The sequence below is a fragment of the Porphyromonas endodontalis genome (assembly GCF_052173515.1).
GTDB lineage: Bacteria > Bacteroidota > Bacteroidia > Bacteroidales > Porphyromonadaceae > Porphyromonas > Porphyromonas endodontalis_A.
In genome coordinates this window covers 42,159-67,634 of record NZ_JBQMYL010000012.1, presented here as the reverse complement: position 1 = coordinate 67,634, position 25,476 = coordinate 42,159, and the positions used below count along the sequence as shown (strand labels likewise).

At 47.3% G+C, this 25,476-nt stretch carries 22 protein-coding genes; 16 read left to right on the top strand and 6 right to left on the bottom strand.

What is annotated here, in order from left to right:
• Nucleotides 1-587: 587 nt before the first annotated feature.
• The 13 genes from ACTTHR_RS06890 to ACTTHR_RS06830 all read left to right on the top strand — a co-directional run bounded on the left by ACTTHR_RS06890 (nucleotide 588) and on the right by ACTTHR_RS06830 (nucleotide 15,842).
• A complete protein-coding gene (locus tag ACTTHR_RS06890) occupies nucleotides 588-1,226 on the top strand; it encodes a TetR/AcrR family transcriptional regulator (RefSeq protein WP_315334649.1) in 639 nt (212 codons plus the stop codon).
• A 19-nt stretch (nucleotides 1,227-1,245) separates the two neighbouring features.
• Nucleotides 1,246-3,579 carry an efflux RND transporter permease subunit gene (locus ACTTHR_RS06885; protein ID WP_311140900.1) on the top strand — a complete coding sequence of 778 codons (2,334 nt, stop codon included), beginning with the start codon at nucleotides 1,246-1,248 and terminating at the stop codon, nucleotides 3,577-3,579.
• Between the two features lie 46 nt (nucleotides 3,580-3,625).
• Nucleotides 3,626-4,408, top strand: a complete 783-nt coding sequence (locus tag ACTTHR_RS06880) for an outer membrane lipoprotein-sorting protein (protein WP_276773587.1) — start codon at nucleotides 3,626-3,628, stop codon at nucleotides 4,406-4,408.
• Nucleotides 4,405-5,679, top strand: a complete 1,275-nt coding sequence (locus ACTTHR_RS06875; protein WP_442605639.1) for a DUF1302 family protein — start codon at nucleotides 4,405-4,407, stop codon at nucleotides 5,677-5,679. Before ACTTHR_RS06880 ends, ACTTHR_RS06875 begins: the two co-directional genes overlap by 4 nt.
• 182 nt (nucleotides 5,680-5,861) lie before the next feature.
• Entirely contained in the window at nucleotides 5,862-6,695 is an 834-nt protein-coding gene (gene murI / locus ACTTHR_RS06870) for a glutamate racemase (RefSeq protein WP_304285357.1), read from the top strand.
• Between the two features lie 50 nt (nucleotides 6,696-6,745).
• Nucleotides 6,746-7,180 (top strand): META domain-containing protein, encoded by a 435-nt coding sequence (locus ACTTHR_RS06865; RefSeq protein WP_442605638.1) that lies wholly within the window; start codon nucleotides 6,746-6,748, stop codon nucleotides 7,178-7,180.
• Nucleotides 7,181-7,213: 33 nt separating this feature from the next.
• Nucleotides 7,214-9,424: a S9 family peptidase gene (locus tag ACTTHR_RS06860; protein WP_442605637.1), complete on the top strand. Its 2,211-nt coding sequence runs from the start codon at nucleotides 7,214-7,216 to the stop codon at nucleotides 9,422-9,424.
• Nucleotides 9,425-9,467: 43 nt separating this feature from the next.
• Nucleotides 9,468-10,352, top strand: coding sequence for a lipoyl synthase (gene lipA / locus ACTTHR_RS06855; protein ID WP_442605636.1), 885 nt, complete (start codon nucleotides 9,468-9,470; stop codon nucleotides 10,350-10,352).
• Nucleotides 10,353-10,384: 32 nt separating this feature from the next.
• Entirely contained in the window at nucleotides 10,385-11,152 is a 768-nt protein-coding gene (locus ACTTHR_RS06850; protein WP_442605635.1) for a type III pantothenate kinase, read from the top strand.
• On the top strand, nucleotides 11,133-12,434 hold the full coding sequence (locus tag ACTTHR_RS06845) for a hypothetical protein (RefSeq protein ID WP_442605634.1): 1,302 nt from the start codon (nucleotides 11,133-11,135) through the stop codon (nucleotides 12,432-12,434). The genes ACTTHR_RS06850 and ACTTHR_RS06845 overlap by 20 nt, the downstream gene beginning before the upstream one ends.
• 66 nt (nucleotides 12,435-12,500) lie before the next feature.
• The gene (locus ACTTHR_RS06840; RefSeq protein ID WP_442605633.1) at nucleotides 12,501-13,871 is read left to right on the top strand and encodes a tetratricopeptide repeat protein; all 1,371 of its coding nucleotides are present in this window, start codon (nucleotides 12,501-12,503) and stop codon (nucleotides 13,869-13,871) included.
• A gap of 85 nt (nucleotides 13,872-13,956) precedes the next feature.
• Entirely contained in the window at nucleotides 13,957-14,556 is a 600-nt protein-coding gene (gene lptC / locus ACTTHR_RS06835) for an LPS export ABC transporter periplasmic protein LptC (RefSeq protein WP_281676182.1), read from the top strand.
• The gene (locus ACTTHR_RS06830; protein ID WP_442605632.1) at nucleotides 14,553-15,842 is read left to right on the top strand and encodes a hemolysin family protein; all 1,290 of its coding nucleotides are present in this window, start codon (nucleotides 14,553-14,555) and stop codon (nucleotides 15,840-15,842) included. Before lptC ends, ACTTHR_RS06830 begins: the two co-directional genes overlap by 4 nt.
• Nucleotides 15,843-16,279: 437 nt before the next feature.
• Here the strand turns inward: ACTTHR_RS06830 and ACTTHR_RS06825 are convergent, their stop codons facing one another.
• From ACTTHR_RS06825 to ACTTHR_RS06815, 3 genes are all read right to left on the bottom strand, one after another.
• Complete coding sequence (locus ACTTHR_RS06825) at nucleotides 16,280-17,140, bottom strand: hypothetical protein (protein ID WP_442605631.1); 861 nt, start codon at nucleotides 17,138-17,140, stop codon at nucleotides 16,280-16,282.
• Nucleotides 17,141-17,767: 627 nt separating this feature from the next.
• The gene (locus ACTTHR_RS06820) at nucleotides 17,768-18,103 is read right to left on the bottom strand and encodes a hypothetical protein (RefSeq protein WP_442605630.1); all 336 of its coding nucleotides are present in this window, start codon (nucleotides 18,101-18,103) and stop codon (nucleotides 17,768-17,770) included.
• A 78-nt stretch (nucleotides 18,104-18,181) separates the two neighbouring features.
• Entirely contained in the window at nucleotides 18,182-19,285 is a 1,104-nt protein-coding gene (locus tag ACTTHR_RS06815; protein ID WP_442605629.1) for an ATP-dependent nuclease, read from the bottom strand.
• Nucleotides 19,286-19,745: 460 nt separating this feature from the next.
• On the opposite strand from ACTTHR_RS06815, the gene ACTTHR_RS06810 reads away from it, so the two are divergent.
• From ACTTHR_RS06810 to ACTTHR_RS06800, 3 genes are all read left to right on the top strand, one after another.
• Nucleotides 19,746-20,000, top strand: coding sequence for a type B 50S ribosomal protein L31 (locus ACTTHR_RS06810; RefSeq protein ID WP_004333980.1), 255 nt, complete (start codon nucleotides 19,746-19,748; stop codon nucleotides 19,998-20,000).
• A 395-nt stretch (nucleotides 20,001-20,395) separates the two neighbouring features.
• A complete protein-coding gene (locus ACTTHR_RS06805; RefSeq protein WP_442605628.1) occupies nucleotides 20,396-21,883 on the top strand; it encodes a Do family serine endopeptidase in 1,488 nt (495 codons plus the stop codon).
• Nucleotides 21,884-22,153: 270 nt separating this feature from the next.
• Entirely contained in the window at nucleotides 22,154-23,017 is an 864-nt protein-coding gene (locus ACTTHR_RS06800; protein WP_004333914.1) for a sigma-70 family RNA polymerase sigma factor, read from the top strand.
• A gap of 201 nt (nucleotides 23,018-23,218) precedes the next feature.
• Here the strand turns inward: ACTTHR_RS06800 and aroC are convergent, their stop codons facing one another.
• From aroC to ACTTHR_RS06785, 3 genes are all read right to left on the bottom strand, one after another.
• The gene (gene aroC / locus ACTTHR_RS06795) at nucleotides 23,219-24,289 is read right to left on the bottom strand and encodes a chorismate synthase (RefSeq protein WP_442605627.1); all 1,071 of its coding nucleotides are present in this window, start codon (nucleotides 24,287-24,289) and stop codon (nucleotides 23,219-23,221) included.
• Nucleotides 24,290-24,374: 85 nt separating this feature from the next.
• Nucleotides 24,375-24,956, bottom strand: a complete 582-nt coding sequence (locus tag ACTTHR_RS06790; RefSeq protein WP_377452781.1) for an FKBP-type peptidyl-prolyl cis-trans isomerase — start codon at nucleotides 24,954-24,956, stop codon at nucleotides 24,375-24,377.
• Nucleotides 24,957-25,023: 67 nt separating this feature from the next.
• Nucleotides 25,024-25,473 (bottom strand): hypothetical protein, encoded by a 450-nt coding sequence (locus ACTTHR_RS06785; RefSeq protein ID WP_004333893.1) that lies wholly within the window; start codon nucleotides 25,471-25,473, stop codon nucleotides 25,024-25,026.
• Nucleotides 25,474-25,476 lie beyond the last annotated feature (3 nt).

Below are 25,476 nucleotides of genomic sequence, written 5' to 3'. Positions count from 1 at the left end.
ACCCTTGAGCAGGAATGCTTGGGGGTTCTCTTTTTTTGTAAGGAGGGGAGTTTCTTTGAAGCTAGAGAGGGAGGCGTAGAGAGAGGATTGTCGAGCGAAGAGCTGGGGAATCCCTTTCTTTGTGGTAGGAGAGTTTTGGCACTATGCGCGAGTAAAGTCAAGCTACCCCTCTTCGTTAGCCTTGAGTTGCCTTTGTGCAGCCCAAGGCTTTACATTTTAGGAATCATCCCTTCTGCGTTGGTGTCTCTATCCGCTTGGGGATATAATACTTTCCTCGCTATGATACAGAAGGCTTCTTCTCATGAGTCCCGCAACCTTAGTCGCTCCGCAAGGAAGACCAATAGACAGCATAACTAATCTTCGTTATTTACGAATTCTTTTGCTTTAGTTTGTCGTAAGCACTTGACATATAGGGGGGCGTGCTACTCTTATGTGGGGAGGGAAAGGTGAAAAATCCCCATTGTTAGGGATTGTGAACAGTGTTCATCTGTTTTACCTTTGCCTTTGATTAAAGAAGAGGTTAGGGAAATCATTTTGGAGTAGTGATGAGAGAAGAGAAAGGCGAGAGGGAGGAATCCTTACAAGCGATGGAACCCAAGAAGAGGAGCGAAAAGCAACGAGCGGGAGATCGCATGCGAGAGAAAATCTTACAAGTCGCGCGTGCTGAGTTTCTAGAGTATGGATTTAGGGATGCTTCGCTGCGGCGAATCGCCGTGAAAACGAGCATTTCCGTGAGCAATATCTACAATCATTACAAAAGTAAAGACGACCTTTTTAGAGCAGTACTGCAACCCCTATTAGAATCTTTTACTGAGATGCTTCGAGAGCATAATAGCGAGAAGAGTATGGAGCTGTATGTGGAGCAAACGGAGGAATTCCAACGGGCAATGATAAAGGAATTTCTCGCCCTGATGCTTCGTTTCCGCACTGAGTTAAAACTGCTTCTCCTTGGTTCGGGAGGTTCGTCGTTAGAGGGTTTCAAAGAAGAGATTATCCAACAGCAATCAGAGGTCGGGGTAGAGTACATACACAAGCTCAGGATAAAGTACCCCAAAGCGAATAGAGCGATTTCTCCTCTTTTCATCCGCATTTGCTCGCATTGGTGGCTCATTTTCATGCTGGAGTTGGTCACCAACGAAAGTTTGACAAAGAAGGATATAGAGCAGGCTTTGAGTGAGTATGTGTGCTTTGGTACAGCCGGTTGGAAAAGCCTGATGGGGATATAAATAGAACGCAAATAAGATGATAAACGTAGAACGAATCAATCGATGGTTCTTCCGTGTGGGAGACCGAATTATCCGCCATCGCTGGTGGGTATTAGCCGCCTTTGTGCTGTTGCTGGCAGTCGGAGCCAATGGGATGCGAATGCTCAATATCAAGACTTCGTGGGAGGATTATTTCCTGGAAGATGACCCGATGCTCCTACAAACAAAGGAGTTTAAGGAGGTGTTTGGTAATGATAATTACGCTGCGGTACTCCTTGAGTGTGACAATATATTCACCAAAGAAAAGTTAGAACTTATCCGCCGGCTCTCTAATGAGATGATGGATAGTATGACCTATGCCGATAAGATCACCTCTCTTACAGACATTGAGTTTATGGAGGGGAACGAAGAGGGAATGACGATTGAGCAGATTGTACCCGAGGAGATTCCTAGTGATCCTGACGGGTTGGCGGAGATACGGCGTAGAGCATTCCTCAAACCCAACATTGCCAATCGTCTTGTATCAAAGGATGGTCGCCTCTCGTGGATTTTGCTGAAACTGAGCCCATTCCCGGAGACAGGGGGAGCAGAGATGCTTACGGGCAAAGAGTTACATCACATCATAACCAAGCCTGAGTATGCTGCTCTTCATCCAAAGGGTACCGGGATGCCCTACCTTTCCGAACGAAAAGTGGAATGGGTGAATCACGAACTGCCCCTAGTGATGGGGATTGCGATCCTCTTTGCCATCTTTGTTTTGGCGTTGGCTACTCGTTCGCTTCGAGGGGTGGTTGTACCGGTAATAACAGCTTTCTCTGCCATTATTATGGCGTATGGTCTTACGGGTTACCTACGTTTGAGTATCGATAGTGGTATGATGCTTGTGCCGATGCTTTTGGCTTTTGCCGTCTCGGTGGCGTACAATATACATATACACTCTTACTTCCGAAGGCAGATGCGTATTCATGGCAAACGCAAGCAAGCGGCTATTGAGACCATAAGCGAGACCGGGTGGCCTACCCTCTTTAGTGCGCTTACCACCCTTGTAGCTCTCCTTTCATTTCTTGCCATCCCTATGGTGCCCATGCACTTTGTGGGTATTGCCACAGCGTCAAGTGTTTTCTTCGCCTTCTTTGTTACACTAATGGTGATGCCGACCCTCTTGAGTTTTGGTAAAGATAAACAACCCAAGGAGGGGGCTTGCAAAGAGGGGAAGCATTGGTTAGATCGTAAGCTAGAGCTGTTTGGCAGCAATGTATTGCGGCACGAGAGATTGGTTTGGATTGTCTTCTTTGTTTTTACCGCAGGTATGATATATGGTTTTACCAAAATAGAACCTGCCTTTGATGTGGAGCGCACTCAGGGACGACGCATCCAGTACGTTCGGGACATTCTCGAAGTGGCAGAGAGCGAGTTAGGGTCCATTTATTCATATGATATAATGATTGAGTTCCCGGAAGAGGGGCAAGCCAAGACGCCACAGGCACTGCAAGCTCTCGACTCCCTTGCTCATCTTGCAGATAGTTATGTCCTTACCAAGCGTACTACTTCGATTCTCAATATTCTCAAAGACCTCAATCAGACACTTCATGCGGATAATCCCGCCTATTATCGTTTACCCGATACGTCGGACGAGATTGCACAGCAGCTACTTCTCTACGAGAATGCCGGGGGCAGTGAAGCCGAGAGTTGGATAGACTATGAGTACCGATTCTTGCGCTTGCGTGTGGAGATGGCAAACTACAATTCTGCAGAGATTGAGCGTGAAATGGCGGAATTAGTCTCTGTGGCAGGCAATTTGCTGCCCAACGCCAAGGTAACTCCTGTGGGTACAATGCCGCAGTTCTCGGTGATGATGCAGTATGTAGTACGTGGGCAAATCGTCTCTTTCTTGCTCTCGCTACTTATCATTGGCGTGCTGATGATGGTGGTGTTTGGTAGCGTGCGTGTCGGCCTTATTGGCTTGATCCCCAATATAATGCCAGCTATTGTGGTGGGGGGCTTGATGGGATTCCTCGATTATCCCCTTGATATGATGACGGCGACTATTATGCCGATGATATTAGGGCTTGCCGTAGACGATACCATCCATTTTATCAATCATGGGCATTTGGAGTTTGACCGCCAGCGCAATTACCGATCTTCGATACTCAAAACTTTTCGCATTGTAGGTACTCCTATTGTTCTTACGAGCGTGATTATTTCTAGTAACTTTGCCGCCTATTGTATCTCCGAAGGTATGATGTTCGTCCATATGGGGATCTTGTCGGTCGCCGGGATGCTAACAGCTCTTCTTGCGGACTTGTGTATTACGCCACTCCTTTTCCGCCGCTTCAAAATCTTTGGCAAAGAGGAGGAGAAAGAGGCTCAGTAATGGAGAAGAAACATATTCGATAGTAAAAGTATTATACCGATATAGTATGAAAAGAATAGCAATACTAGGCATTGCCGCGATGCTTGCCGTAAGTAGTGCCTTGGCACAAACCGGGCGTGAGATAGCCCAAAAGGTGAAAGATAGACCCGATGGAGATACACGTCAGTCGGAGATGACCATGAAGCTGATTAATAAGCGTGGTAGTGTGAGAGAACGCAAACTTATCTCCTACTCCATTGACGTAGGAAAGGGGAAGAAAGACCGTAAAACGATGATGTTCTTCCTTTACCCGGGAGATGTAAAAGGGACGGGGTTCCTTACTTGGGATTACGACGAAATAGGGAAAGACGACGACAAGTGGCTCTACCTCCCTGCCATGAAGAAAACCCGACGCATCAGTGGATCTTCTGCAAAAAAAGACTATTTCATGGGGAGCGACTTTACCTACGACGATATGGGTAGCCGCAATGTAGATGAGGATACGCACAAATATCTAGGAGAGGAAACGATTGATGGGCACAAGTGCTGGAAGCTGGAGTCCACCTCCAAAGATAGTCGAGATGTCTTCAGTAAGAAGGTCGCTTGGATTCGCCAAGATTGCAACATCCCCGTAGTTGTGGAGTACTACGACCGAACAGGGAGGCTCCATCGTAAACTTGAGATCTCCGATATTCACAAAATAGATGGCTTTTGGACTCCCCAAAAAATGCAGATGACCAACGTACAGACAGAGCATAAAACCATCCTAGAGTTTAAGAATAGTAAGTTTAATACCCCCCTAGCCGAAGCCAAGTTTAGTGTTACTTCGCTAGAGAAAGGATCCTTATGATACAATTTGCTAGAATGCGCTGTCTCCTTCTCATGGGGGCAGCGTTGCTAACCTCCTTACCTCTCATGGGGCAAAATGAAGAGGGTACTTCTACCCCCTTTGACCTCAAAGGGTTTGTTGATACGTACCACGCTGTACGCAGTCACTCGCCTTTCCAATTTATGAGTTCGCGCACTCGTGTGCGAGGAGAGTTTGAGAAACACTTTGGGCAGTCGCTTGTGGGGGTCTCTATCAATGCTACTTATAACGCTGTTCGCCCTGCTGAGACGGGGATTCGTTTGCGAGAGGCTTTCTTCGAGCATCGAGGGGAGCACTGGGGGATACGCGCCGGACGACAGTTCGTTATTTGGGGTGCAGCAGATGGCGTGCGCATTACCGACCTCGTCTCTCCGTTGGATCTGACGGAGTTCTTAGCACAAGATTATGACGATGTGCGTATGCCGGTAAACGCCCTACGTCTATCGCTTTTCAATGAGACATTTAAGGCAGAGGGCATTTTCGTTCCTACTTTCGAGGGGTATAAACTCCCCACAGATCGCTCCAATCCGTGGAATATTTTTGCTCAAACTAAGGAGCATCCTAACCTTAATATTGTGTGGAACGACAAGGGGAGTACACCTGCGCTTAAACTTGCCAATATGGAGTATGGTCTGCGCTTGAGTGCGACGTTGCCGGGGATAGACTTCTCGGTGGCAGCCCTACATACATGGAATAAAATGCCTGTTATCACGCGGCAATTCCTATCCCCTACGGAGGTGCAGGTGGTGCCGCGTTACTATCGTATGGGCTTTGTGGGAGGCGATGTGGCTATGCCTCTTGGGCAATTTGTCCTGCGTGGGGAAGCCGCATTCAATATCAGTAAGCACTTTACATACAAAGGAGTAGGAGAGCAGCGTGGCTTTAATACACTCAATTGGCTAACGGGTGTTGATTGGTACGGCCCCAATGATTGGCTCGCTTCGGCGCAGTTTTCTATGGAGAATATCTTTCGGTATAGCGATCTTATTGCCCAAAAGCGCAATACCTCTCTCTTGACTTTTCAGCTCTCGAAAAAACTATTGGGAGCTACACTTGAGCTTTCGGACTTTACCTATATCGACCTGACGGGTAAGGGCTGGTTTAGTCGCTTTACGGCAGGCTATGCTCTCAGCGATCAAGTCCGTCTTATCGTTGGTTACGATTGGTTGGGAGCTTCGGAAGGGCACGACAGTCTCTTTGCTAACTACAAGGATAATTCGGAGTTTTGGTTCAAGGCTCGTTATAGTTTTTGAGTTTTCTCTCCCTTTCTCGTTGGGGAGTATCTATCTTTTGCGGCAAGCTGCCTTCTCTCTAGAGGGGCAGCTTGTTTGTTTCCTGAGATAGGATTCTTTAGGCTATTGTGCGAAGATTTGGTATCTTTACACTCCGAACAGCGAAGACCTGTCCCATAAGAAAGAGCGATTGAGAGAATAGAATGAACGAACAGATTGCCCCAATTGGTATTTTTGATTCCGGTTATGGTGGGCTTACCATTTTGCGAGAGATTCGTAAGTTAATGCCTCAGTACGACTATTTATATCTGGGAGATAATGCTCGTTCTCCGTATGGTAGTCGCTCTTTTGAAATCGTCTATAAGTTTACATTGCAGGCTGTAGAGCGTCTGTTTGAGATGGGGTGCCCTTTGGTCATCTTGGCGTGCAATACGGCGTCTGCCAAGGCATTGCGTACCATTCAGCAGCAAGATTTGCCTCAGATGAGCGACCCCTCTCGTCGGGTATTGGGGATTATTCGCCCCACGGTGGAGGCTGTTGATACGATCACCTCGAGTAAGCATGTGGGTATCTTGGCAACGGAAGGAACCGTCAGTAGTCATAGCTATCAGATGGAGATTGCGAAGCTTTTCCCTCACATTATCGTGAGTGAGGAGGCTTGCCCCATGTGGGTTCCTTTGGTGGAAAACGGCGAAGCCGATAGCCCCGGAGCCGATTATTACGTACGTAAGCATCTCGACGCGCTACTCAGCAAGGATAAGGCAATCGATACAATTGTCTTGGCATGTACCCACTATCCCTTGTTGCGTCAGAAGATTAAAAGACTTATCACTCCCAGCATTACGGTGGTATCCCAAGGGGAGTACGTGGCTTCTTCGCTGCAAGATTACCTTGGGCGACACACAGAGATGGATGCTCGTCTATCCAAATCCGGTTCTATCCGTTATCTGACAACGGAGCAAGCTGATAAGTTTGCGGAGAAGGCCTCCGTTTTCCTCGAAGAAAAAGTACAAGCCGAGCAGGCTACAATTGATTAGCCTCCGGAGTATAAATAGAAAAAGAAAACATACTAGATAGATCCTTCCCTATGAAAAGAAAAATTGTTTTTACCATTATCTCTTTTGTTGCAATAGCCGCACTTTCTCTTTCGTGCTGTGCTAAGAAAGCGAGCAAAGCGACCCTCGATGGACTGTGGTTTGTGCAGATCCTTAATGATAATCCCATAGAACACTCCGAAGGGAAAAAGGAGATGACTCTTGTGTTTGATTCCAAATCAATGCGCTTTGGAGGTATGGGGATTTGCAATAGCTATGGAGGAGACTTCCAGATGACGCCCGAAGGTGCTTTCACGGTCTCCAATATTATATCTACTCGCGTTGGCTGTGAGGGGATGGGTTTAGAGACGAGTCTCTTTAGAACGTTGGAGAAATCTGCCAAGATAAAAGTCAAAGGCGATAAGGCGGAGCTCTACGATGCAGAAGGGACGCTGATTGTGGTATTGCAACGCCAAGCCGAGAAGTAGGTTTTAGTAAGGGTAGATAAAAGTACAAAGGCAATGAATATCCGTTTTTCCGTACGTCCTTTTTGGGTTGCGATGGCTCTGCTTATGCTCTCTTCTGTGGGGGCACAGGCTCAGCAGGGTAAGCGTCTTTTCTCTCTTAAGGAGATTACAAATTGGCATTTTTCGCCCCGAGGAGCCGGAGGGTCTTTTCGCTCGATGGTGGATGGACGCTACTATACGACACTCAACGATGCCCACACCGCCATTGTGCAGTATGAGTTTGCTACGGGGCGTGAGGTAGCCACTCTTTTCGATCTTTCGCAGCTAGCGTCTCGTACCATTAGCAAGAATGGTGACTTTAAGACGCCCGAGAAAATTGATGATTATCAAATATCTCCTTGCGGTCATCATATCTTGATTATGACGGATAGGGAGCGGATTTATCGCCGTTCGTCTCGCTCTACTACGTACCACTACGATGTGCGTCGCAAGCAATTTGAGCCTCTTAGCTCCGGCAAGCTGATGATCCCCACCTTCAGCCCTGATGGGCGTATGGTGGCTTTTGTACGAGATAATAACATCTTCATTCGTAAGTTCGACTACAATAGCGAGGTGCAGGTAACGACCGATGGTAAGCGCAATGAAGTAATCAACGGGGTTACCGATTGGGTCTACGAGGAGGAACTCTATTGCACCAAATTGCTCTCGTGGAGCCAAGATGGCGGCTATCTGGCATTCGTTCGCTTCGATGAGTCGGAGGTGCCGGCTTACAGCATGCCTATCTATGGAAATGGCCTTTATCCAGGAGAGTACACCTACAAATACCCCAAGGCCGGAGAGAAAAATTCAGCCATATCGCTGCATGTCTACAATGTGGATCAGAAGGTAGTGCGCCCCGTGTCTCTCCCTATCGATAAGGAGAGCTACATCCCTCGTATCGAGTTTACGCCTATAAACAATGCCTTGGCTGTGTGCACACTCAATCGCCATCAAAATGACTTCCGACTTTTCTTGGTAGACCCTGCAACGCTTATTGCCAAGCAGACCTTGCGAGACACCGATGAGGCGTATGTGAAAATCGAGTGGGTCAATAGCCTTGCGATTGACGCCAAGGGCTTTACGACGGTGAGCGAGGCGGATGGTTATGCGCACCTCTATCGCTATAGCACCACAGGCGAGCGGGTTCGCCAATTGACAAAGGGCAAATGGGATATTATCACCCTTTACGGTGTGGATAAGGAGGGAAATGCCTACTATCAAGCGGCCGACGAGACCCCTATTCGTCGCCGTATCCTAAGGGTTTCGCCTGCAGGTGAGACCAAGGTCCTTGCGGGCGAAGCCGGTATTAACCAAGCTACTTTTAGTCAAGACTTCTCCTACTTCCTCAATGTGTATAGCAGCAGCTCTGTAGCTCCTCAGTACACAATCCGCTCTAGTAAAGACGGCAAGATACAGCGCACGCTCGAGGATAACAAAGAGCTGACTGACCGACTTGCGAAATATAAATACCTACCCAAGGAATTTATCCAACTTGAGATTGGGAAGGGGATTACCCTAAATGGCTGGATGCAGAAGCCCGTGGATTTCGATCCCAATAAGAAGTATCCTCTCCTCATGGTGCAGTATAGCGGCCCCGACTCGCAAGAAGTGCTCGATAAGTTTGAGATCGACTGGGAGTTCGCTCTTGCACAAGAGGGCTACATCGTGGCCTGTGTGGATGGTAGAGGAACCGGGGCTAGAGGGCGAGAATGGCGCAAGTGTACCTATATGAATTTGGGTATCCTAGAGAGCGACGACCAGATAGCCGCTGCCAAGGCTTTCGGCAAATATAGTTATATAGATGCTTCGCGCATTGGCATTTGGGGCTGGAGTTTTGGTGGGTATATGACCCTTCTTTCTCTCTGCCGTGGTGAGGGCACCTTTAAGGCCGGGGTATCTATTGCTCCGGTAACGGACTGGCGTTTCTACGATTCGATATATACGGAGCGTTACCTGCGTACCCCACAAGAGAATCCCGAAGGCTATCGCAAGGGAGCTCCTCTCGCTTTGGCGGATCGTTTAAAGGGTAATCTACTCATTATCCATGGTAGTGCAGATGATAATGTACACCTCCAAAATACGATGGATTTCACCGAGAAACTGGTGCAGAGCGACGTGCCTTTTGAGATGGCTGTGTACACTGATCGAGATCATGGTATCTATGGCGGTAATACTCGCTACCATCTTTTCTCTCGGATTATTAACTACCTCAAGAAGAACTTGTAAGGAAGAGGCTTAATCGTAAAAAGGCACAACTCGTTCCCAAACTATGTCTAGCAACTTTGTCAAGAAGCCTGAGTGGCTCCGCATCAAGCTGGGAGGCTCCATCACGTACGGGGAGACACGTAAGGTGATCGAAGGGCATTGCCTGCATACCATTTGCAGTAGCGGTCGGTGTCCCAATCAAGGGGAGTGCTGGAGCCGAGGTACGGCAACCTTTATGATTGGCGGGAACATTTGTACGCGCAGTTGTCGCTTTTGCAATACCCTATCGGGACGCCCTCTCCCTCTCGATCCTAACGAACCTCGTGCCGTGGCAGAGAGTGTGCGTGCCATGGGTTTGAAGCATGCCGTAATTACAAGTGTGGATCGCGATGACCTCCCCGATGGCGGGGCGCATCATTGGCAAGAGACGATACTTGCAATACGAGAGCTCAATCCGAATGTAACTTGTGAGGTACTTATCCCCGATTTTCGAGGGGATCTATCCATGGTTGATCTTGTGATTGCTGCCCGCCCCAACATTATTTCCCATAATCTGGAGACGGTAAGGCGTCTTACTCCCTCGGTGCGCAGTGTAGCTACCTACGAGCGCAGTTTGTCCGTACTGGGGCATATTGCCAAGCAGGGTATCCCTGCAAAAACGGGCATTATGCTAGGGCTGGGGGAGACCGAAGAAGAGATCTTAGAGACGATGGACGATGCCCTGAGCGTAGGCGTTAGCATCCTCACCATAGGGCAGTATTTACGCCCGAGCCGCAAAAATATTCCCGTGGAGGCCTATATTGAGCCGGCGCAGTTCGACCACCTCCGAGAGGTTGGTCTCCAAAAGGGATTTACTCATGTGGTTAGTGGCCCCTTGGTGCGCTCTTCGTACCACGCTGAGGAGCAAGTTAATCGCACTTCGCCCACGGATACCCCGCACGAACACTGATACTTTCCCACCCTTAGGCAGATAAGAGAATTATGGCATCCCTACCTCACGAGCGACATCTGCTCATAGACAAAGGCAACAGCTACGCAAAAGTGGCTGTGGTAGACGATGGCGTTTTTTCTCCCGAGGTGGTATTCATGGAGCAACTTACCCCCGAGACGTTGGCGCCTTTGTGCCGAGTAGCCCCGGGAGGACGACTATTTACCGTCTATTCATCCGTGGGGGAACCTCAATTATTTGCTCCTGCCTATCTGCAAGAGCAGTCATACTATTTCTTGCAAATCGATGCCGAGACAGAGTCTCCTCTCCGTGCTCTTCATTACGAAAGGGCGCAGCTGGGGGCCGATCGTCTTGCTCTGGCCGTTGGTGCCTTGGCTTTTACCGAGAAGGATACAGACGTGCTCGTTATAGATATTGGCACGGCTATTACCTACGAATGGGTCTCTAGCAAGGGAGAGTACCTCGGAGGCAATATCTCTCCTGGCCCTCGCACTCGGAGTCGTGCGCTACATATGGCAACGGCTCTCCTACCCGAGGTGGAGCTTACGTCCGATGCTCCCGAGATGGGACGCAATACGCATGAAGCCATCTTGGGCGGAATTGCTTGGGGGATTGTCTACGAAATTGAGGGATACATCCGCCATCTTCAGTCCAAAAAACCTCGTCTAAAGGTAATTTTGACGGGTGGATATGCTACATATTTTGCCGATAAAGTAAAAAATGTGACCTTTGTAGTGCCCGACCTTGTTTTGAGGGGGCTTGATAGATTATTAGAGTACAATGCACAGAACCATAAGTAACACCTTCCGTTGGATGTCAGCCCTCTTAGTGCTGGCTCTCACATTCGCCCTTCCTCATGGGTTGGGGGCACAGAGCAATAGTACGGAGTCTCCCTATTCTCGCTTTGGCATCGGAGAGTTGTCTCAGAAGACAGCCGGAGTATCACGAGGTATGGGTAATGTCGGTATTGCCTTACGCTCCGATCGCTTTGTCAATCCTAAGAATCCGGCCTCCTATGCAGCGGTGGATAGTCAGACTTTTATTTTCGACTTTAGTGCCAGTGCAGGTACTTCGTGGTTCGTTGAGGGGAATAACAAAGATGCTCGCCTCTTGGGCAACTTTGAGTATGCAACCTTGCTTTTCCCCGTCGCTCCCTGGATGTCTGTAAGTGCGGGGATTATGCCCTTTTCTACCGTTGGGTATCGCTTTGGGGCTTCCCAATCAATCGATGGGGCAACCAATAGGCAGTACACAACGCTCTATCAGGGGAACGGTAATATTTCGGAGACCTATTTGGGGATCGCTTTCGACCCCACTAAGAACTTTTCTTTTGGTCTGAACGGTTCGTATCTCTTTGGTTCGCTTACGAATCGACGTACCGTAGATTTTAATTCTTCCACAGCCTACAATCCTACAAATATCGAGATACTTTCATTGCACGGCTTTAAGCTGGATGCCGGGGTGCAGTACGGGTTTGCCATCTCTAAAGAGCACTCACTAACGCTCGGGCTTACCTATGCGCCCTCTTTGCCGCTTGCCAGTAGTTTTGTACATCGCAAACTGCTCTCTTCCGGCACCTCATCTACACCTTATGAGTCGGATACCATCACTGCCAAGAACGCTTACCATACGCCCAATGCTTTTGGGCTAGGGCTTGCTTACCAGTGGAGCAGTAAACTATTGCTTGCTGCCGATGTCCAATACAATATGTGGCAAAAAGCCCTCACGGGGCACCCGAATTATCGGGCTCGTGACCAGTGGCAAATAGGATTGGGCGCAACCTATACCCCCAGTGAGATAGCACGTTCTATTTGGCAGAGAATGGAGTATCGATTCGGTCTCTCTGCCGAGAATAGCTACATCACGTTGCCGAGTGATCTAGCCTACAAGGGCTATATGAAGGGGGGAATTTCATTTGGTTTGGGTATCCCGATGGTGGACAGACGCTCTTGGCTAGATCTGACCTTCGATTATAATCATCTCTTCCCCCAACAAACAAGTTGGGTACATGAAAACTATTTCCGCATTACCTTGGGATTGCGTTTCAATGAAGGTTGGTTCCGCAAAATACGTCTCGACTAAAAACGCTATAACGATATCTACCAATCCATTTATACAAGACGAAATAAATAGTAAACAAGCAACACTATGAAAGGACTAAAGTGTATTATCTTTTCGGCTACGCTACTTGCCTCTTCGCTTGTAGCTTTGGCACAAACCGGGATAGCCTCCGGTACTCCATATGGCTCGGGGCAAGATAGTATCCGCTGCCGCGAAAATATCAGCCTTTTCTCTACCTATGTAAAGAGTGAGAGCTATACGGATGCGTATGAATTTTGGAAGAAAGCCTATGCAGAGTGCCCCGGCTCTTCAAAGAATATATACATCTCCGGAGTAAAGATTCTCAATTGGCAAATACAACAAGAGACAGACCCTGCAAAGCGCGCTGCTAAGCTCGAAGAGTTGATGAAGCTCTACGACGATAGAGCAAAGTACTTTGGCGACGATCCTCGTTATGGTTTGGATTGGATTACCGCTAGCAAGGTTACGGATTACCTCCAGATTGTTCCCAAAGAAAAAGTGGACTACGACAAAATCTATGGCTGGACAAAGCCCGTTATAGAGAAGATTGGAGGGGATACGGATGCCAAGGTGGTGTACTTCAATGTTTACTCTTCGCTCAACAAGGCTATTGGCAACGAGTCTTGGCACCAGCAGTATATCAACGACTACATGAGTGGTAATGATATCATGGAAAAAGCCGTGGAAGCTGCTGAGGCAACGGGTGATACGGTACGCATCGAATATGTGAGAAGCCTCAAAGGTCAGCTTGATATGCTCTTTGTACAGAGTGGGCTTGCCAAGTGCGATATGCTGGTAAAGATCTATGGTAAAGACCTAGAAGCCAACAAAGAAAACATCGCTTTCTTGCAGGCAATGCTTGATATGTTCCGCAATGCCGATTGCGAAAAAGATCCTCTCTACTTCAAGGCTAGTAAGTATCTCTTTGCCATCAAACCAACAGCTGCCTCAGCTCTTGGGTTGGCTAAGGAGGCTATGAGTGCGAATAAGAACGCCGAAGCTACCGAATTCCTCAATAAAGCAATCTCACTTACAAGTGACAAGAACATAAAAGCGAGCTGCTACTATACGCTGGCTGTGATGAGCATGAATGCGCGTCAGTACTCGCAGAGCCGTGCTTATTGCCAGAAAGCAATGGCCGAGAACCCCTCCATGGGTAGCCCTCTTATCCTCATTGCCAAGATGTATGCTGCAACGGCGAGCAGCATCTTCCCCGGAGATGCCCTCAAACAACGCTGTGTATTCTATCTCGTATTGGATAAGCTAGAGCGTGCTCGCTCCATAGACTCACGTGTAGCCGGCGAAGCTGCTTCTCTCATTGCGCAGTATCGCCGTCACCTCCCCAGCTCGTCGGATGTTTTCATGCACCCCGAGCTAGACAAGGGTAAGAGCTTCTATGTCGGTGGTTGGATTGGCGAAAGCACAACCATCCGCTAACCATTATCATTCATGCCCCAAGGGGGGAGAGGATTCTTTCCCCGGGGCGTGAATCAATTTTTTTGACGTCGTTTCCCTTAGAGTCGTGCCAACTGCCCCTCATCTACAGGTCAAGCGTTCTCATCTTTGGGTGCTGAGCGTCTTGGCTTTTTTATTTCTCCCCCTGCTCTATGGTTGTGGAGGTGATGGTACTACGCAGGTGGTAAAGCACGAGTTTAGTCTCGACTCTATCTACAGCATGTACACCGATAGCGTAGATGTACTTATCTCAGACTCGGGCAAAACTCAGTACCGCATGGTAGCCTTGGAGTGGTATATCTATGAGAAGCGGGAGCGCCCTTGCTGGGTTTTTCCAAAGGGGTTTTATGCCGAGAAGTTCGACGATAAGAAAAACAAGCTAGCCCAAGTAAAATGCGATACAGCCTACTACTATATGAACGAAGAGCTGTGGGATTTTATCGGACACGTCTTGGTGGTCAATCTCTCGGGCGAGCGTTTTACCACTCGCCACCTTTATTGGGATAAGAATCAGGGAAAAGTCTTTTCGCAAGACACCGTGAGAATCGAGGGGCTAGGGCGTTCGCTGATGGGGAGCCACTTTGAGGCATCACAAAACTTTCAGCAGTATACGTTCTACAACAACGTCGGACAGATGGATGTAACAGAAGAAAATTCGGAAGAATGATACTCCTTACTACCTCTTTACCCCCCTTCTCGCTACTCTCTGTGTTGGGGGTGATTGCCCTGCTTATCCTCTCTGCCTTTTTCTCGGGGATGGAGATTGCCTACCTCACGAGTGACCGCCTTAGGGTAGAGGTCGACCTCTCAAAGGGAGGGGTGGTCTCGAAGGCACTCAAGATGCTCTTCCGCAATCCCGACCGCTATGTTACGACCGTACTCGTGGGCAATAACATTGTGCTCGTGATGTATGGTCTACTGATGTCGCTTATTTTAGACCCCTATTTGGAGCAATTCATCCACTCCGGGTGGCTTCTTGTCTTGGTCGATTCTCTCATATCTACCCTCGTTATCATTGTGTTTGGGGAGTATCTCCCTAAGTCTCAATTTAAGCGGAACCCGAATAGTGCAATGCGGCATTTTTCGTTGCTTTCTGCCTTTTTTTATTTCCTTCTTCTGCCTATTACCCTCTTCTGCTCGGTATTGTCGAGAGGCTTTCTCCGGCTTATGGGAGTGCGAGGGAACCAAGCTGTGGTACATCGCCACCTAACGACAATTGATCTAGATCACTACCTGAGTGATACTCTCCTGCACGACGACGATCAGGGGACGCTCAATACGGAGGTCAAGATTATTCAGAATGCAATTGGCTTCTCCGATGTGCGAGCACGAGACTGTATGGTACCGCGTAGTGAGGTGGTGGCCTGCGATATTGCGACGCCGCTAGAGACTTTAAGGGGGATCTTTGTCTCCACGGGGCTATCCAAAATAATTGTGTACGACGGAAGCATAGACAACGTGGTTGGCTATATTCACTCCTCAGAGATGTTTCGCGGGGATGATTGGCAGCAGCGCATGAAGCAGGCTCTTTTTGTGCCGGAGAGCGTCTTTGGGCATAAGTTGATGAAGCAATTGATGCAGCGGAAGCAGTCCGTAGCCATTGTGGTAGATGAGCTGGGCGGAATGGCGGGTATCGTAACGATGGAAGACCTCGTGGAGGAGATCTTTGGGGATATAGAGGACGAGCACGACAAGAAACAGCTAGTTATCCGTCAGATAGACGATAGCAACTATATCTTTTCGGCGCGTTGTGAGATTGACCTTATCAACGAAGAATACCACCTCAACCTGCCCGAGAGCGACGAATATAACACGCTGGCAGGGCTTATCCTTGCTCATCATGGAGACATCCCCAAGACTCGTGAGGTTGTAGAGATCGGCAAGCTACGCTTTACCATATTGCGCTCTAGCTCTACCCGTATCGAACTAGTTAAGTTGACGCTTCTCGACTAGTCGTGTCTTCCTCTCCCTCTTATACCTATCCTTTTTCGCTTCTATTCGCCTCCCTCTTCTCCTCTGAGGGGAAATTAAGGGGCGAGTCTTTCTAATTCTTTTGGCTCATTTTTTAGGATTGTTGCCTGAGGTGCAGCGGAATAGAGGCTCCTTGCCGAGAATGGGCTTCGAGAGACTGGAGAAATAAAAAGAAGGGCTGACTCCCATCGTTGGAGCCAGCCTTTTTTATTATTCCATCCGGAGTTTATTGAGCACTCATGGGTGCTCTCCGGAGTACTGGGTGATAAGAGAAAGAAATGTCGCTGAAAATGCCTCTTTGTTTTGCGTGATTTTCCGAGGATTCTTGCCTAGATTTCTTGGAGTTTTAGGCCTATTTCGAAACGAATTTCACGCTCTATTCCCCAGAGAAATTTTTGAGAAAAAGGAGGGCAACGCGCTTAACGGCTAATTTTGTCGATGCGATTGTAGAATACTACGCCGTCCTCTCCTTCGGTTGCCTTTATCTCCACATCCATAGAGCCAATGGGGTTGTCCTTGTATTTAGGGTAGAAGAAGGCCCTGCAGCATTCGTAGATGTCGTCGTAATCCTCTAGGGTATTGGTTGCTATCTCGACGTCAAGTTTGTAGCGAGAGATAACCTCGGGCGGATAGATGGATAAGGGTCCGTTTTTCTCCAGTTGCGCTACAAAGTTAGAGGTGCCATAAGCCTTTGCGATCTTCTGTAAAGAAGCCTTGTCTACAGACTTCTGTAGATTTTCATGCGTGTACATGATGTAAAAATCCACGATAAAGTCTGAGTCGTCCAGTGACAAAGGTCTCCGGTATTTCTTAAACAGCCCATCTTTCGAGAACGCGAGAATGAAGTAATTCTCCCCATCTGTTTCCCGGGAGAAAGCCTCCAGAGAGATATACACGGTTGTATTGGTGATCCCCTTGATGTATACGCTGGTCAATTGAAAGTGATTGTCAAGGGATGGATCTAAGATGCTCGGGGTGATCACCTTTTTATTGAACAGCGTCTTTCCGCTTTTCGAGATGGTGACCAAGAGTTTGCTATTAACCCGATTATGCTTGGTCTTGATGTCTGCCTTTTGCACCGTGACGTGCCAATCGCTATACGTGCTATCAACCACCGTCTTTTGTCCCTTGGGGGTTACCTCCGATCTCTGCATTGCAGTGCGGGCTACCTCTACCTCCGCTCTTTTCTTGTCGTTTTTCTTATAACTGAGAAGAAGTGCTGCACTGAAAATGGAGAGTAAAAAGAGCATTAATACTCGCGTCTTAGGGTAGTATTTCATAATCCTATATGCAGACTTGAATTTTCTATAGCATGAGTTTTCTCTATCCTGAGGATACGCGCAAATGTACTGAATTTGTTTTTGATAGATAGGGGGGAGTATTCCTGTGTATTTGAGAGAGACGTAAACGTAGTACTGGGGTCTGCAAAATGGGATCTGCAGGCGAGTGTGCTGAGGGAGTTGTCGGGATATCTAGAGAGATATTGTTGTTTTTTAATTGTAATTATATGTCCGTTGTGTACGATATGCCAAGTCAACTACTTTTTGTTGTGCCGTATATGACTCATTGCCTATAACGATCCCATGGTAATTCTTAATGAGATAGTCTATAACAGGATTTTAATACTGTCCACAGACCGAATTAGGCAGAGAGGTAAAATTGGTCAATCCATCAAGTAGGTTGGACACAGGATTATTATCGATGCTGATCTTGCGTTTGAATTGGCAGGGGCAAGCCAATATAGGAGGCCGATGCTGAATAAGACTGATTATGAAAACATTTGGAAAGCATCATTCATTCATGTGTCGGATGAACTCTTACAGCCTCCAATCATGTGGTGCTATTATCAGTATTCTTGGAACTTCAGCGTATCAACAAAAGACGTAAAAGAAAGTCGCAGGGGGTCTCTACCTATTTAGAATAGGCATTATTAGCCTTCTGATTTCATTTTGAAATCCTGGGATTTCAAATTTATGCGTAACATATGACTTAAAAAGAATCTCTTGAAAAATACTTTCTGTAATATTTGGTTCCCTCTGGTGTATTTTGTCAAATAGATTTTTGTAACAGCCCTTAGCCCTTTTTCTTGGATTACCAGTTTCTGGCTCTTCTTCATTTACTGTAGAGATAAATTCACTAACGTTGAAAAGTATATCTTGGAATCGATTCCCGAGTGCTGTCTTGAACCATTCTGCGTTGTTTGTCAATTCTTCCCAGACTCCTAGTTCTGGGGTTATCGGCAAAAAGTTATAGTTGTTGTGATTATTCTCTAGTAAATGAATTCTTCATCTGATGGAGTTTTCGCACTCTTATTTTTTAATTCAGTATATATCCTCTACATCCTTATCTAGGAAGCTATGAACAGTCCTTTGTGTAAAAGGTTGAACTCCATAAAAATATATCATCAATATCAATACTTGCTTATATCCTCCTACTGGTAAAATCTTGAAAACCACTCTGTTTAAGCCTTCCTCTACGTCTTTGAAAGCATTTAATATTTCCGACAAGTAGGCACGAGCCATTTCATCTTCAACAAAGAAAAGGTAATCGGGACAGTTATCCAATTCTACAGACAAGTCTTTCAGTATATATGCAGGTTTTATATTGTCAATAACACAGACTTGACCATCTCTATTTTCAAGATAATGGATCTTATCTGCAACCTTAATCAAGCTAGCCGAGTGAGTCGAAATAATAATTACTAAGTTCTTTTCATCCGCCTTGTCTTTCAGTAATCTATAGAACTTAACCTGTGCTATAGGATGAAGTGCCAATTCAACTTCATCAATCAGAAGCATCCCTCCCTCCTCTACTGTCTCGAGGAAATCGAGAGCATTTAATACCATTCTCTCCCCTAGGCTAAAACTTTGCTCGGTATAATAGGATCTGGATGTTTCCTCTATAATGTATAATTTATTATCTCTTCTTAATCTACTCTGACGCCCCCTCATCGGAGAAAATCTATACCTTAGATTGTCGAATTTTTGTGTTTCAAAAATTCTGTTGAGAGCATCCTTCATTTCTGGTCCTACATCTTGAGGATGAGAGTTTTGTCTGTTATTGTCTATTTGAGTCTCATAAAATCTCAATCCTGTTGCTGTTAGAAAATAAGTCTTTGAGTATGGATACCTATTTAATAACTGGCTTAGTCTTTTTGGGGTAGGAACCCATCTCTCCTGCCCTCTCTTATAGACAACACTTTCGTTTTGGATTATATAGGTAATTGACGCATCTGTCCTCTTAATATCTTTCAGCCCAGTCATGAATGCGTTCTTATTTCCCAATCTATCCAATGCCGTTAAGAGAGATGTCTTCCCAGAACCATTACTTCCAGTTAATAGATAAACACCCTTCCTCGTTGGTAATGAGTAGTTTAGCTCTCTAATTCCACGTATGTTCTTAATCTTTATTATGTATGTACTCATATCTTGAATCTATAGACAAATTGAAGGTACTAAAAATATAGATATTTCATTCTTTAAAATCAAGGAATCTGCAAATGAAAGAATAGGACTTTCCTTGCTTCAGAAGTCGATCAATTGTGTATCTTTGCTCTCGGCTCAAATGGTTGTATTTTTTCATAACAACGCAAATATAAACTTTTGAGTTCAACCACCCTGGGGCTAGCCCCAGGGTGGTTTTTATTTATCTAAGTGTTGCACTTACAACTGGAAAATACAATACTGGAATCTGCAAAGTGGAATTTGTTGGAATCGAAACAATGTAGTACCTTTGTGCCTGATATGCGGATAGCTATACACCTAGCTCTCCCATCTTGCTTAGATAGCTCCTTGCCATCCTTCGATGGAATTGGGAGGCGAGACTGGCAGACGATGGGCAGGTGAAGCCCCGCAAAAATAGAATAAGTAATAGATAATAAGAGCAATGAAAAAAGGTCTTCACCCCGAAAACTACCGTCCCGTAGTATTCAAAGACATGTCTAACGAAGAGGTGTTTATCACCAAGTCTACCATCCAAGCTAAGGAAACGATTGAAATCGATGGCGTAGAGTATCCTCTCGTAAAGGTCGAAATTTCAAATACTTCGCATCCTTTCTTCACCGGTAAGGCTAAGCTTGTCGATACTGCCGGTCGCGTAGACAAGTTCATGAACCGCTACGGCAATCGTAAGAAGAAATAATACCTTTTGAGGGAGATGTCTTCGATCTCTCTCTTCAAATAAAAGATTTATATACTCCTCCTTTCAGCCTTTTTCTTCCATTTGTGGAGGGGGCGGCTGATGTGAGGAGTCTCTTTGTAGAGAAGAATTGGAGGGTGTGGAAAAGCAATCTCTGGTTCTTTTTGTCGTCGCTTTGTAGCAGAGAGGGTATACGAAAAGTATTGATTCGGTCGTTATAAGGATTGGAGTGGCTCCGCTCTCAAAGTCGAGAGGGAAGGCTCTGATAGATGTAATGATAAAAGGTCTAAGCAACAATTGTCGCACAAAATCGTCTCTATGTTGGAGGTTGTCTCGTTTAGAACGAGAGGATGTACTCCAAAGTTGATAGAGAACTTGTAGATAATATATTTGGATCTATGAAACGAATTCAGAAAATCATTTTAGGGGCTATGGGCGTTGCTCTTCTGAGTGCGTCTGTATCCGTCGGTGTTTACTCTCTAATGGAACGTCGCTCGGCGCGTCGAATGGCTTCGACGGAGGTCGATGGAGGGGCTTTCCGGAATGCCGCTATGGGCTTCGATATGACCCGTAGTGTGGGTAATGCACCCGATCTTGTACCGGCAGCAGAGGCTTCGGTGCATTCTGTAGTACATATCAAAGTAGAGGGTGAGCAGCAGATAGATCAGAGCTATATGGATCCTTTCGAATTTTTCTTCGGAGGGGGGAGTGGTAGTTTCGATCGCCCAAGCTCGCGTCCCGTTGTAGGCTATGGTTCCGGAGTAATTATCAGTACCGATGGGTACATCATTACCAATAATCACGTTGTTGATAATGCCAATAAGATCTCCGTTACCCTCAACGATAATCGTACCCTCAGTGCCAAACTTATAGGTAGCGACCCGGCTAGCGATATCGCCCTTATCAAGGTGGATGCAGAAGATCTCCCTACCATTCCTTTTGGTAATAGCGATGCGCTCAAAGTTGGAGAGTGGGTTTTGGCCGTAGGTAACCCCTTTAATTTGACCAGTACTGTTACAGCCGGGATTGTAAGTGCTAAGGCTCGCTCCACAGCTTCGGAGGGTGGAAGCAAGATCGGTGGATTTATTCAGACCGATGCTGCCGTAAATCCCGGTAATAGTGGAGGTGCTCTTGTAAACGCAGCCGGCGAATTGGTGGGTATCAATACGATGATTTATTCTCAAACGGGCAACTACGCAGGTTACTCGTTTGCCGTCCCCATCAATAGTGCTGCCAAGGTAGTGGCCGACATCAAAAAGTTTGGTTCCGTACAGCGTGCGGTTCTTGGGATCGGAGGCACTGACGTTACGAGTGAAATCAAAGAAAAGCTAGGGCTCAAGGTAAACGAAGGTGTAGTTGTAACCACCTTTGCAGAGCGCAGTGGAGCCTTCTCCGCAGGGATGGAAGAGCATGACGTGATTACGGCCGTAGATGGTAAGCCCGTCAAGAATATGGCACAGCTCCAAGATCTCATCAGCATTCGCCGCCCCGGTGATAAGGTAGAAGTAACCGTTAATCGCAAGGGTAGCACCAAAATGCTAAAGGTCACACTCAAAAACGAAGAGGGTGGGGAGCAGATCATCCATAATGATCCCAAGGTGATGCTGGGTGCTCAGCTAAAGGCGCTAACCAATGAACAAAAGCGTGCGTATGGCGTTTCTTATGGTGTAGCCGTGGCCAAAGTGGGTGATGGTAAATTCAAAGAAGCAGGCATTAAGGAAGGATTTATCATCCTTTCTGTCAACAATAAACCGGTACGCTCCGTAGAGGAGGCTCGTAGAGCCATCACTCAGGTGCAGCAATCCCGCAGAGGAGATGGTAGCCTACTCCTAAAAGGATTCTACCCCAATGGGCGTACAAAGTATTATGTTATAGACCTATTGTAAAAGGGCTGTGGCTCTTGCCTCGTAAGGGGCGGATAGGTGCCGTAACAGCAAGGTAGGGCGTCGCCGAAGCTATCCAGAGAATAGCATCCCGAAGCCTCCCTTGCCGAGAACAACTAAGAGCAAGACTTGTGATAGAAGCTCTCCAAAGAAGCAGTATGCCTCTGCATGGGATAGTAGCTACCACAAGGCTTGTCTTCTTTCGCTAACCTCATCTCCCCAGGCGATGGATGGTGCTGAGAAGCGTAGAGAGAATAGAAGAATGTATTATATATGAGACAACTAAAGATTACTAAGTCCATTACCAATCGTGAGAGCGCGTCTCTCGATAAATATCTGCAAGAGATTGGTAGAGAAGAGCTTATTGATGTGGATGAAGAGGTGCGCCTTGCACAGGAGATTCGCCGAGGCAATCGCCGTGCTCAAGACAAACTCACACGTGCCAATTTGCGATTCGTAGTGTCGGTGGCGAAGCAGTATCAGAACCAAGGTCTGAGCCTCCCCGACCTCATAGACGAAGGTAACTTAGGCCTTATCAAAGCTGCCGAGAAGTTCGACGAAACCCGCGGTTTTAAGTTTATCTCTTATGCTGTGTGGTGGATCCGTCAATCCATCTTGCAAGCATTGGCAGAGCAGTCTCGTATTGTACGTCTCCCTCTCAATCAGGTAGGTGCTCAAGCTAAGATCAAGAAAGCTATTGAGCAATTTGAGCAAGAAAACGAGCGACGTCCCTCTATTGCGGAACTCGCCATTATCCTTGATCAAAGCGAAGAGAAGGTGGCTGTTACGCTTAAGTCGTTCAGTAAGCACGTCTCTATAGATGCCCCCTTTGTGGATGGCGAGGACAATAGTCTCTTGGATGTACTCGTAAACGAAGATGCTCCCAGCACAGACCGCTCTCTGATGCGCGACTCGCTCAATACAGAGATTGATCGAGTGCTCTCTACACTTTCTGAGCGTGAAGCTGAGATTATAAAGCTCTTCTTCGGGATTGGTCCTAATCCGGAGATGACGCTCGAGGAGATTGGCGATAAGTTCGGACTTACTCGCGAGAGAGTTCGCCAGATTAAGGAAAAGGCAATTCGTAAGTTGCGTGCAGGAAATAAGTGCGATCAGCTCAAGAGTTTTCTCTGCTAAGGCACTACTGATTACTCCGAATACAAAAAAGGCTGAGGGTTTCCCCCCCAGCCTTTTTTTTGTTCTGTCTCTAGTCCCTATAAATCTTCCCCATTGACGCAGTTGAACTCGTTAGATAGTCTTTTTAAGGGATGACTAGATACAAGGGGAGGGGAAGGGAGAGAGGGCGTGCCTATTGGTCCGTGGAAGGCTTAGTTTGGGTTAGCGGGAGGCTAGGTAGGCGTCGGCTAAGACAAGAGCCGTCATGGCGTGTACCACGCTTACGCCGCGTAGAGCTACGCAGGGATCGTGCCGTCCGGTACCTGCAAAGCACACAGCCTCTCCCTCTAGGTTGAGCGTCTCTTGCTCCAGTGCAATGGTGGGGGTGGGTTTGAAGGCTACGGAGAAGCGAATTTCGGCTCCCGTAGAGATTCCTCCTTGTATACCTCCCGAGTGGTTGGTACGAAAGGCTATAGTACCGCATTCGGTGCGCTCCATAACGTCGTTTACATGACTACCCAAGCAACGTGCAAGGGCGAATCCATCCCCTATCTCAAAGCCTTTTACAGCATTGATGGAGAGCATCGCAAAAGCCAATCGTGCCGAGAGTTTATCGTAGAGGGGGCTACCCCAACCAACAGGGACTCCCTGCACTAGGCACTCCACAAGCCCTCCCACGCTATCACCACTCCGGCGCACTTCGGTAAGGTTGTTCTCTAGTTTAGCCGCCCAAATAGGGTGGGGGCAGCGCACCGAAGAGTGGTATATCTTATCCAAATCAAGATCCGTAAGCGCATCCGAGGGGAGCTGTACTTCTCCAATACCCCTGATATAGGGATAGATTTTTACCCCTAAGGGTTGTAATAATTGCAAGGTCATCGCTCCTGCAGCGCAGCGCACAGCTGTTTCGCGTGCCGAGGCTCGTCCGCCACCGGGTTGTGGAGGCACTCCGTACTTCTCGTGGTAGGTGAAATCGGCATGAGAGGGGCGATACAGATGCTCCAAAGGCCTATAATCCGCACTGCGAGCATCTTGGTTGGCAATAATAAAGCCTATCGGAGCTCCCGTGGTTGTGCCATCGGGGAGAAGTCCTGACAAGACCTCAACTCTATCCGCCTCCCGGCGTTGCGTAACGCTCAGGCTGGAGCCTGGGCGGCGATGGTCGAGGAATTTCTGCACCTCTAGGAGGTCAATACGAACCCCGGCAGGCATTCCATCCAGTATACCACCGATAGCTTTTCCGTGCGACTCTCCAAAGGTTGTCAAGCGAAGATGCTGGCCAAATGTATTCATATAGGTGAAAAATAAAACTCCCCTCTTCCACTTTTCTAGAGCGGAGAGGGGAGCTATAGGGATTTATTTTAGGGATAAAGGCGGATTAGTGGCATCCTCCACAGCAACCACCTTCGCAACCGCCCTCGCCATCTTCGTCGTGGCAACCGCAACCGCAGCTACCTCCGTGGGGATGCAGAAGAGCCTCAATCTCGGCGCGTTCGTCCTCAGAAGCAACATGAGCTTCTAGTATCTTGCCCGAGAAGTGAAGGTGCATACCGGCAAGAGGATGGTTAAAGTCCAAGGTTACTTTTTGGTCGTTCATATCTACTACCTGACCTTCGATGCGTTGCCCATCAGCTGTTTGCATAGGTACGCGAGCACCTACGAATACGTGCTCTTCGTCGAATTTTCCGTCTTCGTCACAGAAGATTTTGTAGTCTAGAGGTACTACACGATCGGAGAAACGCTCCCCGTAACCATTTTCGGGCGTAAGCTCAAAATCGAAAGCTTCCCCTTCTTTGAGTCCTTCTAGTTTTTGCTCAAAAGCAGGGAGCATCATCCCAATACCATGTAGGTATTGCATGGGGCTCTCGGGAGTGGCTTGCTCTATAAAGTCTCGTACTTCGTTGGGACCGGCATAGAGGTCGTAGCTGCACGATACAAAGTAGTCTTTTGTTATACTCATTGGTTCTATTTATACGTTTGAATAATTGTTCCTTGTTTATACTGACCTCAAAGGTACGGCAAAACAATCATTTGAGGTGTTTTTCTCGCGACAATTCTTGCCCAAAACGCCTCTGTACCTTATCTAATTCGAGAAGTTTGTCAGGGGGGAGTACGTTGGAGAGTTTCAGGTAGTATTCCTCCACAAGCTTGGCATCTTTGATCTTGCATTCGCTCTTTAGCTTTAGATACTGAGCCATCTCCGCCTGTGATGCTTGCGGATTTTTTTTGATCTGCATATGGAGCTGCCCAAAGTCGGCCCAGATATTCATACGCTCCTCATCCATCTGATGCAATATAATGGTTAGCTTGGTGCACTCCTCGTTTGTCAGGCTGAGTTCTTTGCAAACAAACTTATCTCGCCGTGCCGCCAGTGCCCTGCGCTCCGGTATTGAGGGGGGCTCTTGAGCGAAGGCAATAGCTCCGTAGAAAAGCGATAGGCAGGTGATAAAGAAAATACGTAGGGTCGATTGTTTCATTAT

Excerpts from the sequence above, each read along its gene's own strand:
- ACTTHR_RS06890 (WP_315334649.1), top strand. The coding sequence starts at position 588 with ATGGAACCCAAGAAGAGGAGCGAAAAGCAACGAGCGGGAGATCGCATG.
- ACTTHR_RS06880 (WP_276773587.1), top strand. The coding sequence starts at position 3,626 with ATGAAAAGAATAGCAATACTAGGCATTGCCGCGATGCTTGCCGTAAGT.
- ACTTHR_RS06875 (WP_442605639.1), top strand. The coding sequence starts at position 4,405 with ATGATACAATTTGCTAGAATGCGCTGTCTCCTTCTCATGGGGGCAGCG.
- murI (WP_304285357.1), top strand. The coding sequence starts at position 5,862 with ATGAACGAACAGATTGCCCCAATTGGTATTTTTGATTCCGGTTATGGT.
- ACTTHR_RS06865 (WP_442605638.1), top strand. The coding sequence starts at position 6,746 with ATGAAAAGAAAAATTGTTTTTACCATTATCTCTTTTGTTGCAATAGCC.
- ACTTHR_RS06860 (WP_442605637.1), top strand. The coding sequence starts at position 7,214 with ATGAATATCCGTTTTTCCGTACGTCCTTTTTGGGTTGCGATGGCTCTG.
- lipA (WP_442605636.1), top strand. The coding sequence starts at position 9,468 with ATGTCTAGCAACTTTGTCAAGAAGCCTGAGTGGCTCCGCATCAAGCTG.
- ACTTHR_RS06850 (WP_442605635.1), top strand. The coding sequence starts at position 10,385 with ATGGCATCCCTACCTCACGAGCGACATCTGCTCATAGACAAAGGCAAC.
- ACTTHR_RS06845 (WP_442605634.1), top strand. The coding sequence starts at position 11,133 with ATGCACAGAACCATAAGTAACACCTTCCGTTGGATGTCAGCCCTCTTA.
- ACTTHR_RS06840 (WP_442605633.1), top strand. The coding sequence starts at position 12,501 with ATGAAAGGACTAAAGTGTATTATCTTTTCGGCTACGCTACTTGCCTCT.
- ACTTHR_RS06830 (WP_442605632.1), top strand. The coding sequence starts at position 14,553 with ATGATACTCCTTACTACCTCTTTACCCCCCTTCTCGCTACTCTCTGTG.
- ACTTHR_RS06825 (WP_442605631.1), bottom strand. The coding sequence starts at position 17,140 with ATGAAATACTACCCTAAGACGCGAGTATTAATGCTCTTTTTACTCTCC.
- ACTTHR_RS06815 (WP_442605629.1), bottom strand. The coding sequence starts at position 19,285 with ATGAGTACATACATAATAAAGATTAAGAACATACGTGGAATTAGAGAG.
- ACTTHR_RS06810 (WP_004333980.1), top strand. The coding sequence starts at position 19,746 with ATGAAAAAAGGTCTTCACCCCGAAAACTACCGTCCCGTAGTATTCAAA.
- ACTTHR_RS06805 (WP_442605628.1), top strand. The coding sequence starts at position 20,396 with ATGAAACGAATTCAGAAAATCATTTTAGGGGCTATGGGCGTTGCTCTT.
- ACTTHR_RS06800 (WP_004333914.1), top strand. The coding sequence starts at position 22,154 with ATGAGACAACTAAAGATTACTAAGTCCATTACCAATCGTGAGAGCGCG.
- aroC (WP_442605627.1), bottom strand. The coding sequence starts at position 24,289 with ATGAATACATTTGGCCAGCATCTTCGCTTGACAACCTTTGGAGAGTCG.
- ACTTHR_RS06790 (WP_377452781.1), bottom strand. The coding sequence starts at position 24,956 with ATGAGTATAACAAAAGACTACTTTGTATCGTGCAGCTACGACCTCTAT.
- ACTTHR_RS06785 (WP_004333893.1), bottom strand. The coding sequence starts at position 25,473 with ATGAAACAATCGACCCTACGTATTTTCTTTATCACCTGCCTATCGCTT.